The sequence below is a fragment of the Pseudomonas sp. rhizo66 genome (assembly GCF_031931925.1).
Lineage (GTDB): Bacteria > Pseudomonadota > Gammaproteobacteria > Pseudomonadales > Pseudomonadaceae > Aquipseudomonas.
The window spans coordinates 36,174-53,728 of sequence record NZ_JAUJWZ010000015.1; the positions used below are offsets into that span (position 1 = coordinate 36,174).

Annotated in this window: 13 protein-coding genes; 8 read left to right on the forward strand and 5 right to left on the reverse strand. The window is 52.5% G+C overall.

Annotated elements, in window-relative coordinates; translation table 11 throughout:
• Positions 1-88: 88 nt before the first annotated feature.
• The 5 genes from QZR14_RS18255 (at position 89) to QZR14_RS18275 (ending at position 8,832) form a co-directional block, all read left to right on the forward strand.
• On the forward strand, positions 89-907 hold the full coding sequence (locus tag QZR14_RS18255) for an ABC transporter permease (protein ID WP_311997321.1): 819 nt from the start codon (positions 89-91) through the stop codon (positions 905-907).
• Complete coding sequence (locus QZR14_RS18260) at positions 894-2,204, forward strand: ABC transporter ATP-binding protein (protein WP_442967414.1); 1,311 nt, start codon at positions 894-896, stop codon at positions 2,202-2,204. The genes QZR14_RS18255 and QZR14_RS18260 overlap by 14 nt, the downstream gene beginning before the upstream one ends.
• Positions 2,201-6,523, forward strand: a complete 4,323-nt coding sequence (locus QZR14_RS18265) for a glycosyltransferase (protein WP_311997323.1) — start codon at positions 2,201-2,203, stop codon at positions 6,521-6,523. The genes QZR14_RS18260 and QZR14_RS18265 overlap by 4 nt, the downstream gene beginning before the upstream one ends.
• 103 nt (positions 6,524-6,626) lie before the next feature.
• Positions 6,627-7,643 (forward strand): MraY family glycosyltransferase, encoded by a 1,017-nt coding sequence (locus tag QZR14_RS18270; protein ID WP_311997324.1) that lies wholly within the window; start codon positions 6,627-6,629, stop codon positions 7,641-7,643.
• 94 nt (positions 7,644-7,737) lie between these two features.
• Positions 7,738-8,832, forward strand: coding sequence for an acyltransferase family protein (locus QZR14_RS18275; protein WP_311997325.1), 1,095 nt, complete (start codon positions 7,738-7,740; stop codon positions 8,830-8,832).
• 65 nt (positions 8,833-8,897) lie between these two features.
• Here the strand turns inward: QZR14_RS18275 and QZR14_RS18280 are convergent, their stop codons facing one another.
• The 5 genes from QZR14_RS18280 to QZR14_RS18300 all read right to left on the reverse strand — a co-directional run bounded on the left by QZR14_RS18280 (position 8,898) and on the right by QZR14_RS18300 (position 14,637).
• A complete protein-coding gene (locus QZR14_RS18280) occupies positions 8,898-9,293 on the reverse strand; it encodes a GtrA family protein (protein WP_311997326.1) in 396 nt (131 codons plus the stop codon).
• 2 nt (positions 9,294-9,295) lie between these two features.
• Positions 9,296-10,246, reverse strand: coding sequence for a WxcM-like domain-containing protein (locus QZR14_RS18285; RefSeq protein WP_311997327.1), 951 nt, complete (start codon positions 10,244-10,246; stop codon positions 9,296-9,298).
• A complete protein-coding gene (locus QZR14_RS18290; protein ID WP_311997328.1) occupies positions 10,243-11,178 on the reverse strand; it encodes a glycosyltransferase family 2 protein in 936 nt (311 codons plus the stop codon). The genes QZR14_RS18285 and QZR14_RS18290 overlap by 4 nt, the downstream gene beginning before the upstream one ends.
• Position 11,179: 1 nt before the next feature.
• Positions 11,180-12,289 carry a DegT/DnrJ/EryC1/StrS family aminotransferase gene (locus QZR14_RS18295; protein WP_311997329.1) on the reverse strand — a complete coding sequence of 370 codons (1,110 nt, stop codon included), beginning with the start codon at positions 12,287-12,289 and terminating at the stop codon, positions 11,180-11,182.
• A 203-nt stretch (positions 12,290-12,492) separates the two neighbouring features.
• Positions 12,493-14,637 (reverse strand): glucosyltransferase domain-containing protein, encoded by a 2,145-nt coding sequence (locus tag QZR14_RS18300; protein WP_311997330.1) that lies wholly within the window; start codon positions 14,635-14,637, stop codon positions 12,493-12,495.
• A gap of 69 nt (positions 14,638-14,706) precedes the next feature.
• Here QZR14_RS18300 and QZR14_RS18305 point away from each other — a divergent pair, with 69 nt between their 5' ends.
• The 3 genes from QZR14_RS18305 to QZR14_RS18315 all read left to right on the forward strand — a co-directional run bounded on the left by QZR14_RS18305 (position 14,707) and on the right by QZR14_RS18315 (position 17,436).
• Positions 14,707-15,066, forward strand: a complete 360-nt coding sequence (locus QZR14_RS18305; RefSeq protein WP_311997331.1) for a hypothetical protein — start codon at positions 14,707-14,709, stop codon at positions 15,064-15,066.
• Positions 14,996-16,990 (forward strand): polysaccharide biosynthesis protein, encoded by a 1,995-nt coding sequence (locus QZR14_RS18310; protein ID WP_311997332.1) that lies wholly within the window; start codon positions 14,996-14,998, stop codon positions 16,988-16,990. Before QZR14_RS18305 ends, QZR14_RS18310 begins: the two co-directional genes overlap by 71 nt.
• Positions 16,991-17,100: 110 nt before the next feature.
• Positions 17,101-17,436 (forward strand): ComEA family DNA-binding protein, encoded by a 336-nt coding sequence (locus QZR14_RS18315; RefSeq protein WP_311997333.1) that lies wholly within the window; start codon positions 17,101-17,103, stop codon positions 17,434-17,436.
• Positions 17,437-17,555 lie beyond the last annotated feature (119 nt).

The window sequence follows — 17,555 nt, forward strand, 5'->3', positions numbered from 1 at the left end:
CAAGTTTCCTTAGGGCACGTTGGCAGTATTTGAATGAGAGAATTTTTGATGAGGTTCATCTCCCTGCGTTTTTTTAGGTGTGTGCTTAATGCGTAATTTTTCGATTTCGCCGAGGGAAATGCTCGGTAGTTTGTGGCGCAATCGCGGCATGATAAGAGCTCTGGTGCAGCGAGAGGTTGTCGGGCGCTATCGCGGGTCTTTCATGGGGATTCTGTGGTCGTTCTTCAATCCGGTGTTCATGCTTGTTGTGTATACGTTCGTCTTCAGTGTCGTTTTCAAGGCCCGCTGGAGTGGCGGCAGTGATTCCAAGACAGAATTCGCACTCATCCTGTTCGCGGGGCTGATCGTGTTCAACCTGTTTGCCGAGTGTTTCAATCGCAGTCCGACGTTGATTCTCTCAAACGCCAACTACGTCAAGAAGGTGGTCTTCCCACTGGAAATCCTGCCGTGGGTAACAGTGGGCTCTGCACTGTTTCATATGGTGATCAGTCTGATCGTGTGGCTGATCGCTTATTTCTTTCTGTTTGGTACACCGCATCTGACGGTCTTCTTTTTCCCGATTATCATGTTGCCTCTGGTGCTGTTGATCATGGGATTGACCTGGGCTCTGGCATCGCTCGGGGTTTACTTACGTGACGTCGCACAATTCATCGGGATCCTGACCACCGTACTGATGTTTCTCTCGCCAATTTTCTACCCGGCGAGTGCCTTGCCCGAAAAGTATCAACATTTGCTGATGTTGAACCCGCTCACGCCAACCATTGAATACGCACGCGAAGTGCTATTTTGGGGGCGGATGCCTGATTTCACTGTTCTTAGTATCTATTTCGCAGGCTCGTTGGTGGTCGCCTGGCTGGGTTTCGCCTGGTTCCAGAAAACTCGAAAAGGATTTGCTGATGTCATCTGAGATTGCCATCAAGGTTCAGAATCTCAGCAAATGCTATGAGATTTATGACAAGCCACGTGACCGCCTGCTGCAGATGTTTAGCCGCGGCAAAAAGAAATATTGCCGGGAGTTCTGGGCACTACACGATGTGTCGTTCGAGATCCGTAAAGGCGAGACCGTCGGGATTGTCGGCAAAAATGGCAGTGGCAAGTCCACGCTGTTGCAGATCCTCTGCGGGACCCTGAACCCTACCGGCGGTACCGTGGAAACCCACGGCCGGATCGCCGCGTTACTTGAGTTGGGCTCGGGATTCAATCCTGAGTTCACCGGCCGCGAAAACGTCTACCTGAACGCAACGATCCTCGGTTTGAGCAAAGAGGAAATCGATGAAAAGTATGATGCAATCATCGAGTTTGCCGACATCGGCGAGTTTATCAATCAGCCAGTAAAAACTTATTCCAGTGGGATGCTCGTGCGCTTGGCGTTTTCCGTTCAAGCGCAGGTCGAGCCAGACATTCTCATTGTTGATGAAGCATTGGCCGTTGGCGATGCGAAGTTCCAGGCACGCTGTTTCGATCGCTTGAAAAAGTTGAAGGAGAATGGCACCAGCATCCTCCTCGTGACGCATTCAAGTGAACAAATCGTGACTCACTGCGACAAGGCATTCCTGTTGAATGACGGCGTGCAGTTAGAGCAAGGCGAGCCACGCAAGGTAGTCAATCGCTATCTGGATCTGCTGTTCGGCAAAACTCAGAGTTCAGTTGTAACTGAGCTAGAGCCTACAGTCGACGTGCTCGAAACGTACCACACGCCTGAGGGCGGGATGGACGTATTTGATACGCACCCTAACTACAACCCCAACGAGTATCGTTGGGGCGATCGTGCTGCAACGATCATCGACTTTCATTTAAATGCGGATGGCCAAGAGTATCCCGTTGCAGTCGACACCGGATCGAAGCTCAAGTTGGCCGTGTTCGTCAGGTTTGATACCGATCTGGTTTGTCCTATTCTCGGCATGACCATCAAGACCAAGGAAGGAGTGACCGTTTACGGCGTGAACAGTGAAACCCTCGATTCTCCGGATTTCCGTGCGTTTGGTCGCAAGGGTGAAATCGTCGAAGTCGAGTTGTCTATTGCCTGTGAACTGGCTCCGGGTGATTACTTCATTTCCCTTGGCGTTTCGACCAAAGAAGGTGAAGAAGTGACCCCAAGGGATCGTCGTTACGATTCCGTGCACCTTCAGGTGCGGCCGACAGACAAGTTTTTTGGGCTTGTAAATCTAGATTCGAGCATTCGTGCCAAAAAGGTTGCAAATTGAATACTTTATTGACGCAAGCGGGCTATCAACTTAACGAAGAACTCAAGATCTGGTCGCGGCCGGATTACGCGAGTATCAATTACAGTGACGGCGATACCACCGAGCTGCGCATCAAGTACTTGATTGAGAAGGCGTTGGATGTCAGTGTTTTTTCCGATGAGCTGCGTGCCTGGTGCACGGATTGGCCGTCGCTGTATTACCTGTCCAGCACCCGGGCAAATTTGCTGCGGGTGTTTGATGCCGATCTTAAAGGTGACGTCCTCGAAATCGGCGCAGGCTGTGGCGCGATTACCCGCTATCTGGGCGAGCAGGGCGGTAACGTGCTTGCGCTGGAAGGCAGTGCGCGCCGTGCAAGCATTGCCCGGTCTCGTACCAGAGACTTGCCGAACGTGTCGGTGTTGGCCGAAACATTCGAAAACTTCCAGGTTGACAAGAAATTCGATGTCATCACGCTGATTGGTGTTTTTGAGTACTCCAATCTATTTGTCTCGGGTGAGAATCCGGGCGCGAACATGCTCAAGAAAGTCCGCTCGCTATTGAAGCCCGACGGCTTGTTGATCATTGCGATCGAGAACCAGCTGGGTCTCAAATATTTCGCAGGCGCACCGGAAGACCATGTTGTGACGCCGATGTTTGGTGTCGAGGGACGCTATAACAGCGCTACGCCACAAACTTACGGCAAACAGGCGCTAGCCTCGCTGCTGTCTGGTGCCGGCTTTGCGTCCAACGAATTTTTTGCTCCATTTCCAGATTACAAACTGCCGGTTTCGATTGTCACGGAAGAAGGGTTTGTCGACCCTGATTTCGATGCTGCGGCTTTTGCCTGGCAAAGCGCCCAGCGCGATCCGCAACTGCCTGAGCTGTGTACGTTTTCGCTTGAACTGGCATGGCCGCAGATCTGCAAGAATGGTTTGGGCATGGATATGTCCAATTCCTTCCTCATCGGTGCTTCGCCCGTGGCACGCAAAACCCTCGACGATGGAACCCTGGCCGTTCATTTCAGCAGTGATCGTCGGGCGGAATTCTGCAAGAGTTCGTCGTTCAAAAAAGGCGCCGATCACTCAATTCGCGTTCACTACGAGAAGTTGACCAATATTGCAGCAGAGCCTGCCGCAGACGTCATCGTCGACTTCAAGCTGACAGCGTCCGAGCCATACATCAAAGGGCATGTTCTCTCAACGAAGTTGATCGAAATCGTCAATGCGCAAGGCTGGACTTATGCTCAGGTCGGCGAGTTCCTGAAAGGCTATGTGGCCATATTGAAAAATATCTCCAGCGGCCAGTCGGGCGCTGATGATTTATTGCCGGGACAACTTTTCGATGCCGTACCACAGAATATTCTGATCGACCAACAGGGCGCCCCCCACCTGATAGATAAAGAGTGGTCGTTGACCGTCGGTTTGCGGATCGAATTCCTGTTGTTCAGGGCATTGCGTCAATTGCTCGGTTCGGTGACACGTTTCAGCCCAAGCGCTGACTTCGCCACGGCAACGTACAAAGAATTCGTGTTTGCAGCGTCAGCGGCAGCTGGCTATGGGATCGACGAAGAAGATGTTCGTCAATTCCTGTCATTAGAGGCGGCTGTGCAGAGCGCCATCAGTGGCCGCGAGCCAAGTGAATTTCACTCTTGGGAAGAGGATCGACAGGTTGTCGTTGACAACTTGTTGATGGCTTTCAACAAAACCCAGTCCGCCTTGGCGACACAAGCGCAAGCGTTGGAAGCCGCTGGGCGTGAAGTTGAAAGAGTTCAGGCTGATTCCCAGCGTGAAGTTGGAAGAATTCAGGCTGATTCCCAGCGTGAAGTTGGAAGAATTCAGGCTGATAATCAGCGGCTTCACTCCGAACTTCGATCCGAGCTAGAGAATCTGCAGTCGGAACGCTATCGCTTGTCTGTTCGTTTGGCCGAGAGTCAGGCGGCCTACAATGATGTGATTCATTCGAACTCCTGGTTCATCACCAAGCCGATTCGATTTGTCGTTCGTTCACTGCGCAACGGCAAAAAGGCTTTGCGCAATAATGTCGAAATCTGTAAACGCGCGGCCACCGTCTACCTGCGTAACCAGGAGGTCAAGGCTCCGGTTCCCGTAGGCAAGAGTTACATCGTCGAAGCGCCAATTGCCCGTATCCGCTCCGTGACGGTGATCTTGCCGGTCTATAAAGGCATCGAGATGACCAGGCGCTGCATCGAAGCAGCCATGCCGGGCATTCTCTCTATGGCGGGTGCAAAGGTCATCGCGATCAATGACTGCAGTCCGGATGCCGGTATGCAGGACATGCTGCTCGAACTCGAATCGCAATGGCCCGATGTGTTGACTGTTTTAGAGAATCCGAACAACCTAGGATTCGTCAAAACCGTTAACCGTGGGATGCGCCAGGCCGGAGAAGCCGACATCGTGTTCCTAAACAGCGATGTGATCGTTCCGCAAAACTGGCTGGAACGGCTGACCGCAGAGGCCTACATTGCGCCGAATATCGGTACGGTTACCCCGTTCTCGAATAACGCAACCATTTGCAGTTTTCCGGCCTTCCTGTACGAAAACGAACAGGCCTTCGGGTTGGATGTCCATCAGATCGACAAAGTGTTTACCGGGGCTCGACTGCCAAATGTGAAGGCACCTACCGGTGTCGGGTTCTGCATGTACGTGCGCCGCGATTGCCTGGACGTCGTGGGCTTGTTGAATGAGGAAAAATTCGGTCGTGGTTATGGCGAAGAAAATGATTTGTGCCAGCGCGCGCTCAAGGCCGGCTGGTTCAACGTCATTACTCCGAACCTTTACGCATTCCATGAAGGCGGCGTCAGTTTTTCCTCGACCAAGCAAGCATTGATCGAAAACGCCTTCAAAGCGATTGTCGAACTGCATCCGGACTATCACCTGGATATTCAGATGTTCATTGCCGAGGATCCGGTCAAGCTGGTGCGTGTCAACCGTTTGGTCCAGTTGCTTTCTACACTCGATCGTCCCAAGGTCCTGCAGGTTTCCCATGAGGCCGGGGGCGGAGTCAAACAGCATGTCGAAGAGCTGAGCGAAGCGCTTCAGGCGAATGCCTACAACCTCATCCTCAAACCTCGCAAAGGCATGGGCGCCGTTACTCTGTACATGGGCACATTCCCCGGCGCAGACGAGCTGGTATTCCATCTTCCAGAAGAGCTTCCGATGCTGGTTGCCTTGCTCAAAGGCTGCGGTGTCGGATTCGTCCATTTCCATCACTCCCTTGGATTGCATCCGGCACTGTTCGATCTTCCGGCGCAACTGGGTACTGAATACGCATTGACGGTTCACGACTTCTATTGGCTTGGCGGCAACCCGACATTGACCAACGATACGGGCGTTTATCCGGGCCAGTATTCCGATGATTTGCTCAATCCAGCGTTCCCTCTTCCGGAGGGGGTTTCGGCAGCCGCATGGCGCGAACAATTGAGAGGGTTTATCGAAAGCGCGGAAACAGTCGTTTTCCCATCGGAGTACACACTAGCGCTTTACCAGCAGTACTACGCTTTACAGCATCCGATCGTGGCATTGCATATCGAGGACAAGCGACCGGTAAGCTCTTCGGTGGCACCGATCGTCCCAAAACCGCGCTATACCGTAGGTGTGCTGGGTGCGCTGGGCAAGGAAAAGGGCGCGGATTATCTTGAGCAACTGGCTGCGAAAGCGAAGGCGGTAAACGCTCCCTTCGACTTCAAGTTGCTTGGCTTCGCCTACCGGGAATTGAACGGTGTTTTCACCAGCGGGCAGTACGACCCAGCGGAGCTCGCACGGTTGATCGCGGAGCATGATCTCGACTTGATCCTGTTTCCTGCGCAATGGCCGGAAACCTACAGCTACACACTAAGCTATGCGCTGGCGTCAGGGCTGCCTATCATCGCGCCGGATATCGGTGCGTTCCCCGAGCGCCTGGCCAGTCGTGAACATACACTCGTGTACCCATTTGGCATGGAGCCTGTAGAGCTTCTGGAAGCAATGAGCACATTTGTGCAGTCGTCGGTGGCGGGGGACTTGATCCAGGCACCTTCGCATGCGCAAAGTTTGGTGAATCCTGATTTCTATGACGTCGATTATTTGCAACTGGTGAACAACGTTGTTCCGCGTCAGCAACAGCCCGGTTTCCTTGAACTCCCTGTCACGGGCACTGCTGCGGCCGAGTACGAAGTACCGTTGACCACCCGGGAAATTGTGCTGCTCGCTCTGTGGACGTTGTACCGCAAGCCTGGCATGCAGCGACTCAGCCGTTCGGTTCCGTATGGTGTGCGTCAGAAAATCAAGAGAAAGTTGACCAAGCGCCCACTTCACGAAATAGTCGACCTGCACAAAAACTGAGCAGCTTGCTTCCCTTGCCGCGCAGTTGGGTCTTCAGCGGCAAGGGACAGATTATTTTTAACGCAACGGCGAAATAGAGATTTGCAAAGGAGCCGCTTGGCTTATGAGTAGCGTTTGGCTTGTGCCAGTGGTTTTTGCCAGTGCCTTCATTTTAACCGCGCTCTTGCGCCGTTATGCCTTGTCCACAAGCCTTATCGATGTGCCTAACGATCGGAGTTCTCACAGCATTCCAACCCCAAGGGGCGGAGGAGTGGCGATCGTTGTCACCTTTCTGGGGGCACTTTCTCTGTTGTTCATGGTGGGGATAATCCCGACGGGGCTTTTCTTGTCGTCGGTGGGGGCGGGAGCGTTGGTCGCGATCATTGGTTTTATGGATGATCATGGCCACATCGCTGCACGCTGGCGACTACTGGGACATTTTGCCGCCGCTGCATGGGCACTTTACTGGCTGGGAGGCTTTCCACCGCTGCATGTATTCGGTCAGGTGATCAATCTAGGATGGGCGGGGTCGGCATGGGCGGCTTTTTTTCTCGTCTGGACGCTCAACCTCTACAACTTCATGGACGGTATCGACGGAATAGCCGGTATCGAGGCGGTCACGGTGTGCCTGGGTGCATGCCTGCTGTACGCGTTGGGTACCGATGCGCCGTTGATTAGTGCGCCTCTATTGCTAGCGGCCGCTGCGGGTGGCTTCTTGGTCTGGAACTTCCCGGCGGCACGGATCTTTATGGGCGATGCCGGCAGCGGGTTTCTCGGTCTGATTCTGGGCATTCTCGCGCTTGAGGCCAGTTGGCTCTCGTTCCAGCTCTTTTGGGGGTGGTTGATCCTGTTGGGAGTTTTCATCGTCGACGCCACGTTTACACTGCTGCGCCGCTTGCTGCGTGGCGAGAAGGTCTATGAGGCCCACCGCAGTCATGCCTATCAGTTTGCTTCACGTCGATATGGCAAACATTGGCCTGTCACTGTTGCAGTGGGTTTGATCAATTTGCTGTGGTTGTTGCCGATTGCCGTATGCGTCGCCCGATTTCAATTGGACGGTGTAATAGGACTTGTTCTTGCTTATGTACCTTTGGTGCTTCTTGCCTTCAAGTACCAGGCGGGCAGAGCGGAGCCGGCTTGAGTAGCGAGGTACTGGCTTCGTAATGGCCATAATCTCGTTGTACTTACGTGGTAATATGCGCGCGCCGAATAAAGGTAACAAAACGAGTTCGCGTATGACCAATATTAAAAAGCCAGCAACAACACTTGGCGACATGGTAAAGCTGCGTGCTAACAATTTTGACTTGCTCAGATTGTGCGCAGCCCTGATCGTCTTGATTTCCCACAGTTTTGCGCTCACGGGGAAATCCGCTGCAACGTGGAATTCCCTGTTTATGGGCTATGAGCCTGGAAGCCTGGCAGTTAGTGCTTTTTTTGCGATCAGTGGTTTTTTGATTGCCGGTTCTCTGGAGCGCCGTACGTTCTCGGAATACTGGCAGGCACGCGCCTTGCGCATTATTCCGGCACTGGCGGTCACCTCGTTCGTTTCCGCCTTGATATTGGGACCGATTTTCACAGCACTGCCGCTTGGTGAGTATTTCCAGAGCTCCGGCACCTATCGTTATCTGACCAATTCGATTCCGTATCAGACAGTCTTCCTACTGCCTGGTGTCTTCCTGGATGTAACCTATCCGCAAACGGTGAATGGTTCGCTGTGGACGATCCCGATCGAAGCGTTTTGCTACGTGGCGCTGGCTGCGATCTTCTTCGTTGGGCGTCGAACCTTCTCGCTGGTTGTACCAGTAATGGCGTTGATTTCGGCGTTCTTTGTCTGGTTGTTTTTCCATGGTCCCATCGCGCCGATCACGTTTTTCGGTACGACTGAGGTACTGCCTGTTCTGCGCTTCGGCTTGATGTTCCTGGTCGGTACCTTCCTCTGGAAGTACAAGGATATCGTGCCGTTCAAGGGCGGTATCGCGGCAATGTGTCTGGTTATCCTTTTGATTGGCTCACGATTCGGTTACACCAATCTGGCACTGTTCATTGCGTTGCCGTACTTGCTGATGTATCTGGCTTATCGTCGTCCGGTCTTCGTTGATGGCATGCGCAAGCTTGGCGATCTCTCTTACGGCACCTATCTCTTTGCCTTCCCGATCCAGCAAGCGCTGGTTTCGATCTCCCACAAGTCGATCAATGGCTGGTGGTTGGCAATTGCCGCCAGCGTGATCTCCATGGGGCTGGCGTGGTTCTCTTGGCGGTACATCGAGAAGCCGGCGATGCAGTTTAAAAAGAAGTTCTCGGCACCCGTAGTGCTTGAACGAGCAGCCTGATCAACAGGCATAAAAAAACCCGGATTGCCGGGTTTTTTTATGCCTGTTGATCGTCAAGAACGTGTTCAGTGGGCTGGTGTGTTGCTTTTCACAAACACCAGTTTGCTTAACACATAAGTCATCGGCAGCGTCAGTGCGATGGCTGCCAGTGGGGCCAGATATTGGGGAAGCGACAGCTTCTTGACCCACAGCCAGACAATCAATACGCCCAAAGCGTATTGCGCCACGTACACGAACGGGAACAAAAGCGCGGATTTTAGCCCTTGATGCTCTTTGAATACGAAGAAACGACTGAGCATGAATGCCAGAAAAATCCCGCAGATGTAGCTGATTGAGTAGCTCCAGATGTAGGGTAGAAAACTCAATAGAACGAGATACAGAACGTAAGTCAGTCCGGTGTTGAGCCCTCCGGTCAGGAGGAACCGGACAAACTTGATCTCCAGCGGCTTTTTCAGATTCATTCTTACGAAACTGCCTGCTGTTTCTTCTCGTTCAGGAATTGATCATAGTCACGGATGTAATCGTCTGCCATGTAGTGTTCCGAGGCGAATACAAGCAGGACGGCGTCTGCCGAATACTTGTACTGAATTCCCCAGGTCATCGCTGGCAAAAACAGCCCCAGAGTGTGGTTGTCCAGAACGAATTCCTGACGATGTATACCATTGTCGGCAACGACGTGCACTGTGCCTTTGACCGCTACCAGAAACTGGTGACATTGCCGGTGGGCGTGCTCGCCACGGGTTTCTGCCGTCGGAACGTTGGTCACCAGGAAGTAACGCTTCACCTCGAACGGCACATCCTTGCCGCATTCGCCAACGCTCAGGCTGCCGCGCATGTCGACGGCTTCCATCATGCGGTGCAAAGTAACGCCACAAGGGTAGACATCCGATTTGCCGACTTTCACCGGGTTTTCTACCAGGGCGCCATCGGTAGGCTTGGCATCGACATAACCGATGATTTTTGCCGGGTTGCCGACCACTATGGCATTGGGCGGAACTGACTTAGTGACCACTGCGCCTGCACCAATCATGGCCGAAGTGCCAATGGTAATGCCCGGCAGAATTGTCGAGTTGGCGCCGAGGGAGGCACCTTTACGGATAATGGTTCGGGCGAATGCTTCCGGATAGACTTTGCTGCGTGGGAACTTGTCGTTGGTGAATGTGACATTAGGTCCGACGAAGACATCGTCCTCGATGGTGATGCCGTCCCAGACTTGCACGCCGCATTTCAGCGTCACGCGATCACCGATGATGACGTCGTTCTCCACGAACACGTTATCGCAGATATTGCACTCGGCGCCGATCCGGGCGTTCGGCAGCACGTGGGCAAACGCCCAGACTCGCGAGCCGGCGCCAATAGTGGCCGATTCACAAATCGCACGGTCATGAACGAAAAAATCCCGTGAATCACTCATTTATTGGCTCCAAACTCGGCAACTTTCATAGGGATAGCCAGCGGGCGCCCTTTGGTATTTTCATACGTACGCCAGGCATAAGAACCGATTACGCCCAGCCCCAGCAAATTGAGACTGCCCAGCAGCGTGATGGTAAAAAGGGTCATGGCGTATCCGGGCACGTCGATCAGGCCGCCCAGCTTGGCCAGCACGACACTGAATCCATAGGCTGCAGAAAGCGCCGACCCCGCAGCCCCAACCCGGATCAATAACCGGATCGGTAGGTCGGTAAACGAGAAAACGCTGTCCATCAGGTAATTGACTTTCTTGCGAAGCGTCCAGGCAGATTTCCCATGCTCTCTGGCCACTCGGGAATAGTGGACAATCTGACGGCGGAAGCCGAGCCAGAAGATCTGGGCGATCAGCGAGCTATGCCGCTCTTCAAGCTTCAGCAGATTGTCGCGAAACTCCAGATTGCAGCCGAACATGTCGACGCCGCCAGCCGGCATTTCCGGAATCACGTAGCGTTTATAGAGTCCCCAGAACGTTTTCGAAGCGAGCTTTGTCAGGAAAGGATCCTCACGGCTTTCCCGCACGCCTACTACAACATCGACTGGTTCGGTATTCAGGACTCGATTCATGGTCAGAACCAGGCTCGGAGGTTCCTGCAGGTCGGCGGCCATGACGGCGAACGTTGTGCCCTTACCGTGCTGCAAACCGGTTCTGATCGCCATGAAGGAGCCGAAGTTCTTCGACAATAGAATCAACTGCGACGCAAAATTTTGCAGCGGCAGGCTTTCCCGAAGAATTTCATACGAGCGATCCGGGCTTCCATCAACAACAAACACCACTTCCAGTGCTCCGTGAAGCTCGACATTCAAGTTGTCGACAGCCTTCAACAGTGAAGGGAGTGATTCTTCGTTGCGGTAGACCGGAATGACGAGCGACAGCACGTTAAGCCCTCTGCTTGAAGTAGTTTTTGACCACTTCAATGACGCGGTCTACCTGAGATTCTGTCAGCCCTGGGAAACAAGGCAGGGACACGAGGCGAGAGCACGCAGTCTCGGTGACCGGCAGGTCGAATTGCTCGGTAAGCGTGTAGGCCGTCTGCCAGTGATCGGGAACCGGGTAATGAACATCGGTGCTGACGCCATGCCCTTTCAGGTACTGGGTGAAGGACTCTCTTTCCGCTACACGCAAGACGAACAAGTGTGCGACGAAATCGCTTTCCAGACTGACCGGAAGTGTCAGCGGAAGGCCTTTGAGACCCTCGGTATAACGGCGAGCGATATGCCGGCGTTGTTCATTCCATTGGTCCAGCAGAGGCAACTTGACGCGAAGAATCGCAGCCTGCATTTCATCGAGACGGCTGTTGCGGCCAAGGGCTGTGGTGACGTGATATTTGGTCGACCAGCCGTACTGGCGCAGCGTACGTAATCGTTCGGCAATTTCGGCGGAGGACGTGACGATTGCCCCGCCATCGCCCAAAGCCCCGAGATTTTTTGTCGGATAAAAGCTGAAGCAGGCTAGATCGCCGAAGGAGCCACATTGGCCGCCGGATGATCTTGCACCATGAGATTGAGCGCAATCTTCCAGCACCGCCGCACCTGCCGCCTTCGCCATTTTTGCAAGCGTTTCGATTTCAGCCAGTTGACCATAAAGGTGGGTGACGATCACGACTTTGGCCGGCCGGGAAAGCGCTTTTTCCAGAGCGGCGGGGCACATGGTCAGCGAATGTTCGTTTACATCGACATACACCGGCTCGGCGCCCACGGCGCGAATGGCCGTGCTGCTGTAGAAACCGGCGTTGGCCACGGTAACGACACGATCACCCGGGCCTACGCCAAGCGCAAGTAAAGCGATCTCCAATGCTTCGGAGCCATTCGCGACAGAGATGCAAGTCTCAACGCCTACATAGTCGGAAAATTCGCGCTCAAAGGCTTTGACCTCCTCGCCCATGATGTACCAGTGTCGATTGACTACCCGCATCAGGGGTTCGGAGAAGTCGATGCCTGCGTTCGCCGCGGCTGCAGAAAACAACGGAACGATTTGATTCACTTCCATGATTTATCCAGAAATATATGGCGGAGCACTTGATGATGGGTGAAATGTTACTACAGATGTTGCCGCGCATGTCGGGCCAATCCACGCCGTTCGTAGGTGGCGTGCAATGATTCAAAGTGCCTGTTGTTCAACGTATCGAGATCCAGATCTGTTGCACAGAATGGAGCTCCCAGGGCGCTCCACTCGCGAAGGACGTTGATCGCTTAATGGTATTGCGCATGGGTCGGGTCGGGTTTTTCTGACAGTTTGATCAGGTAGACACCGTTATCCAGGCGAACAGAACCAGGCGCGGGCCAGACCGGCATATTCTTGAACTTCGGCGTCAGTGCTATCCGATCGCTCGGTTGCAGAGGGAAAACATTACGGAATCCAACCAACTGCATATATTTGATCATTCGATTTCCATTGCCATCATCCCAGTCAAAAAATGAAGCGCTCATCGTCGATGAGTCAGGAGACGGGTATCGACTGTTAAATGACAGTTTTCCAAATATATCGATATGTGCTCTGGCATTTCGGTCGAATTGGGGGTTGGATTCGGCTATTTGTTTATAAATTTCTTCGGCCGTTAATCGATCATGGTTAGTTGCTAGCAGGGTGCTAGCTGAGTATTGCCCATTAATGGTTACGATCTGAAACACCAGTAAGGCGCTTAAAACCAGGCCAAGTACTCGAATTCGGCCTTTGTATTCGAGAACAACCATGACGCTAAACCAACTGATGAAGGAAACTGCCAGCATCGAGCGCAATGGAAGATTGTTTCCGCCCGTAACAAAGTGAAGCAGAAACGGCGAGATAAGTAGAGCTGCAATAAACAACATCATCCGCGCGGAGGCTTTCCATGTTTTCTGTGTGATCAGAAGTAACGTAGCAAGGCAGAGCATTATTGCAGAGATGAAAAAGTCGACGCCGAAAGTCTGTTCTGATCCGGTATAAATTTTAAACATTTCATAAACGGTCAGCTTGGTGATAAATAAGGGGTTTTCCAGCAGTGCATCCAGCTTTAGAAAGCTGTCCAGGTAACCTGGATTTGTCGGGTAAAAATGTTTTGCAATTTTATTTATGAAAGCATAAAGAACCAGGCCGCAAAGGAATACCGCTGCAATGAGGGCTATTCGCTTGAACAGAGGCCGCAGCCCATTTGACAGCGGGGTCGTGTTGGTTTTGGCAGCAAATATGATAATGCCCATGCCAATAGCCAGATAGAACATCACCAGGGACTGATAAGCACCGATTGCCGCCGCCAGTAACAAGCTTGCACAAGCGAACGCAAGAAGTTTTGTTTTATTTGCTCCGGCAGACAAATCAATTCTAGAAACGATGTAAAGGCTAATGGAGAGACAGAGTACTCCTAGACCGGTGGACGGTAGGTTGGAGTAAAACTCTGCAATGAACCACCAGACCGGGTGTGCAACAAAAACACAATAAGTCAGTGCCGTAAGCTTTGTGAACGTCAGATTGTGCGAGCGTAAAATCAGCATGTAAGAAGCTGCTAGGCATACATAGAAGAACAGGTTAGGCACAAACGGCAGGACCGGCAGGGGGAATATAAATTTCTCTACAAGGAATGCGGTCCATCGTCCATCAGCGATCCAGACCGAGGGATCGGTACGAAAGGCGCCAACTTCATCATCGACCGACAGGAAAAAATTGGTGAGGGGGATTAGATTCAAAATTATCCCGATGCTCAAAAAAGTACTGAATTCAATAACTGAAAAGTTATCATTTTTCACCACGGCTTTTAAACGTGTTGCCCAGCTACTTTCTTTCTGAAAGTACGCCATGATAATCGGATGCCAGACAATCCAGCCGATTGTCGCGAGAGAGAGCAATGCCGCCAGCATGAAAGCGATATAGGCACGAACCTTTTCCAAGTGCGCGCTATTTATGTGGATGGTGATCTGAGGATCTGTCGATCCTGGCGGAGCAGAAAAGAAATAAAGGTTGTTTCTGAAGGTCTTCTGCAGTTGAAAGGATGGATTGACGTCATCCATCGAAATGTTCATGCGATACGCCAATAGACTGATGCTAACCGATTTCAAATCAAAGGCTTCGGCATTTTCGAGCGGATCCCACCGAAGTTCGTCATCATAAAACGGCAGTTGGAACTGAAAACGTGTCCTCGATGGATCGATTTTTTTAAAGACTGAGTTCTGCTCGCTGTAGGGTGTCAGCTTTTTATAATAAAGCTGCGATTTCTCAGCAGGGAAGTTTTCGACTTCTATGTTTAACTTGGGCATTAAAATCGGGCTTCTCAAGAGAACCCAAGTAAACGCCAGCGTTAGCGCTGCGCCGAGGGCAGCCCATTTAAAAACGGTTTTTGCTTTTGTCTTGAACTCGGTGTGCATAACCGTTGCTCACTTCCCTATATTTTGATTTTTTTACGAGTGGCGTCTCGATGTTTGAGGAGCAGCGGCGTGCGTTATACTTCGTTGGTTGCAGTTACGCCTCGACATCCTCGGCCTGGAATGGCGCTGGCCAGTATAGCGACTGATGTCGGCTGCCGCAGCAGGGCTCTAGGATCGGGGGCGGACTTTTTTGCGGATAAACGAGGAGGAGAGCAGCTCTGCCTGGCTCAAACCTTGTGGTATCGGATAATTTTAATTTTCAACCCTATTCTTTTTTCTGTAACGTGGTTCTTTACCTCCGTACAATGTCAACCGCCGATTCAACCCAAAGGAGTAGGCCAGATTGGTACAGGGGAGTATGAACAGAATGCGCGAATTCTTACTGAAATTACCGCGTCGCCAGAAGCGATTGATTCAGGTGTTGACTGATGTAGGCCTAGTTTGGCTTGCGCTTTGGCTCGCGTTTATCGTCCGTCTGGGCATCGACGATATGGTCAATCCGTTCAAAGTGCACCTGTGGCTGTTCGTCTGCGCTCCCATTGTGGCCATTCCGCTGTTCATCCGGTTTGGCATGTACCGCGCAGTCATGCGCTATTTTGGCAACGACGCGCTCATTGCAATCATCAAGGCGGTGAGTCTGTCGTCCTTGATTCTGGCTCTCGTCGTCTATTGGTACAGCAACCACCAAGCTGTGGTCCCACGCTCCATCATCTTCAATTACTGGTGGTTGAGTCTCGTCATCATCGGCGGCTTGCGCCTGTGTATGCGCCAGTACTTTATGGGGGACTGGTTTTCCGCTTCGCAGCACGTTCCCTTTACAAATCGCGATGACGGTCTAACCAAGGTTGCTATTTATGGCGCCGGAGTGGCTGGCAATCAGTTATTGGCAGCTTTGCGCATGGGGCGGGTCCTGCGCCCTGTGGCGTTTATAGACGACGATCCCGGTATTTCCGATCGTTCGATTTCCGGACTTCAGGTTTACAAGCCCAAACACATTCAACAGATGATCGATGAAACCGGGGCTCAGGAAATTCTTTTGGCCCTGCCGTCTTCAACACGTGCCCGTCGCCGGGAGATTCTCAATTTTCTGGAGGGTTACCCACTGCATGTTCGCAGTGTGCCCAACTTTACCGATCTGGCCAGCGGTCGGGTCAAGGTGGAGGACATTCAGGAAGTCGATATCGCTGATTTACTGGGGCGGGATGCTGTCCCCGCGCAGCCGGAACTTTTGCAGCGTTGTGTCAAAGGCAAAACTGTAATGGTTACCGGCGCCGGAGGGTCGATTGGTGCTGAGTTGTGTCGGCAGATTTTCGCCCTGAGACCGACAATACTTATCCTGTTCGAGCACAGCGAATTCAATCTATACAGCATTTTGTCTGAGCTTGAGCAGCGTGTTTCTCGGCAATCGGCACCAGTGCGGTTGCTGCCGATCCTGGGGTCGATCCGCAACCAGGACAAGTTGCTTGATGTTATGAAAACATGGCAGGTAGACACGGTCTATCATGCGGCGGCTTATAAGCATGTGCCTATGGTTGAGCACAATATTGCCGAAGGCGTGCTGAACAACGTGATCGGCACGCTCAATACTGCACAGGCGGCGCTGCAGTCGGGCGTGTCGAATTTCGTGCTGATTTCCACTGATAAGGCTGTACGTCCTACGAATGTCATGGGAAGCACCAAACGCCTGGCCGAATTGACGCTTCAGGCATTGAGCCGCGAGGTTGCTCCCGTTTTGTTCGGCGACAAGGCGAATATCTCCAGGGTCAACAAAACTCGCTTTACCATGGTGCGGTTCGGCAATGTACTGGGTTCATCCGGCTCTGTGATTCCATTGTTTCACAGCCAGATCAAATCCGGCGGACCTATGACGGTGACTCATCCGAAGATTACTCGTTACTTCATGACCATTCCCGAGGCGGCGCAGCTAGTCATTCAGGCCGGCTCGATGGGGCAGGGCGGTGATGTATTCGTTCTCGATATGGGCGAGCCAGTACGGATTGTCGAGTTGGCGGAGAAAATGATTCATCTGTCCGGCTTGAGCATTCGCTCCGACCGCAACCCGCAAGGCGATATTTCCATCGAGTTCACTGGCTTGCGACCGGGAGAAAAGCTCTATGAGGAGCTGCTGATAGGCGATAACGTGGCAGCTACATCGCACCCGATGATCATGACAGCCAATGAAGATCATCTCCCTTGGGAGGCATTGAAGGTCAAGCTAAACGAGTTGCTCGTCGCTGTAGAAAACGATGACTACACCCGAGTCCGCCAACTTCTGCGTGAAACCGTCAGCGGTTACACCCCCGACGGCGAAATCGTCGACTGGATCTACCAGCAGCGCCGTCTCGAGCCTTGATTGTTTCACATCCTGTAACGCACGCATTTTTGACATAGCTCCATCATGACCTACGTTTGGAGAGCAGCTTTGGAAAAGCTGCTTTCTCAAACGATGATGGAGCGTCACTAATGCGTACCGGTTACTTCTATTCTCTGATTTTTGCCTTCCTCACCAGCGCCTCGATTGCGGCTATTGCCGCACCTGTTGCGCCAACTGAGTCTGCCAAGGCGCCGATGGTGAAGGATGCAGCGGCGCCTTTACAAGGTGCAAAAGTCGATCTCAACGGTGCTGACGCGGCAACGCTGCAAAAAGAGCTGGCCGGAGTCGGTGAGGCCAAGGCCAAAGCGATTGTTGCATATCGTGAAACAAATGGTCCGTTTTCCTCCGTGGATGAATTGCTGGAAGTGAAGGGTATTGGCAAGGCGATCCTGGATCGCAATCGCGACAAGCTGGAAGTCAACTAAGCTGATTGTTCAAGGCCAAGGGGCCGGTCATTGACCGGCCTTTTTTGTTTGATGCAGTGCACGGCACGTAATTGCGGTGAAGACGTTACTCATCGGAGGACTGAAAATTATGGCTATCA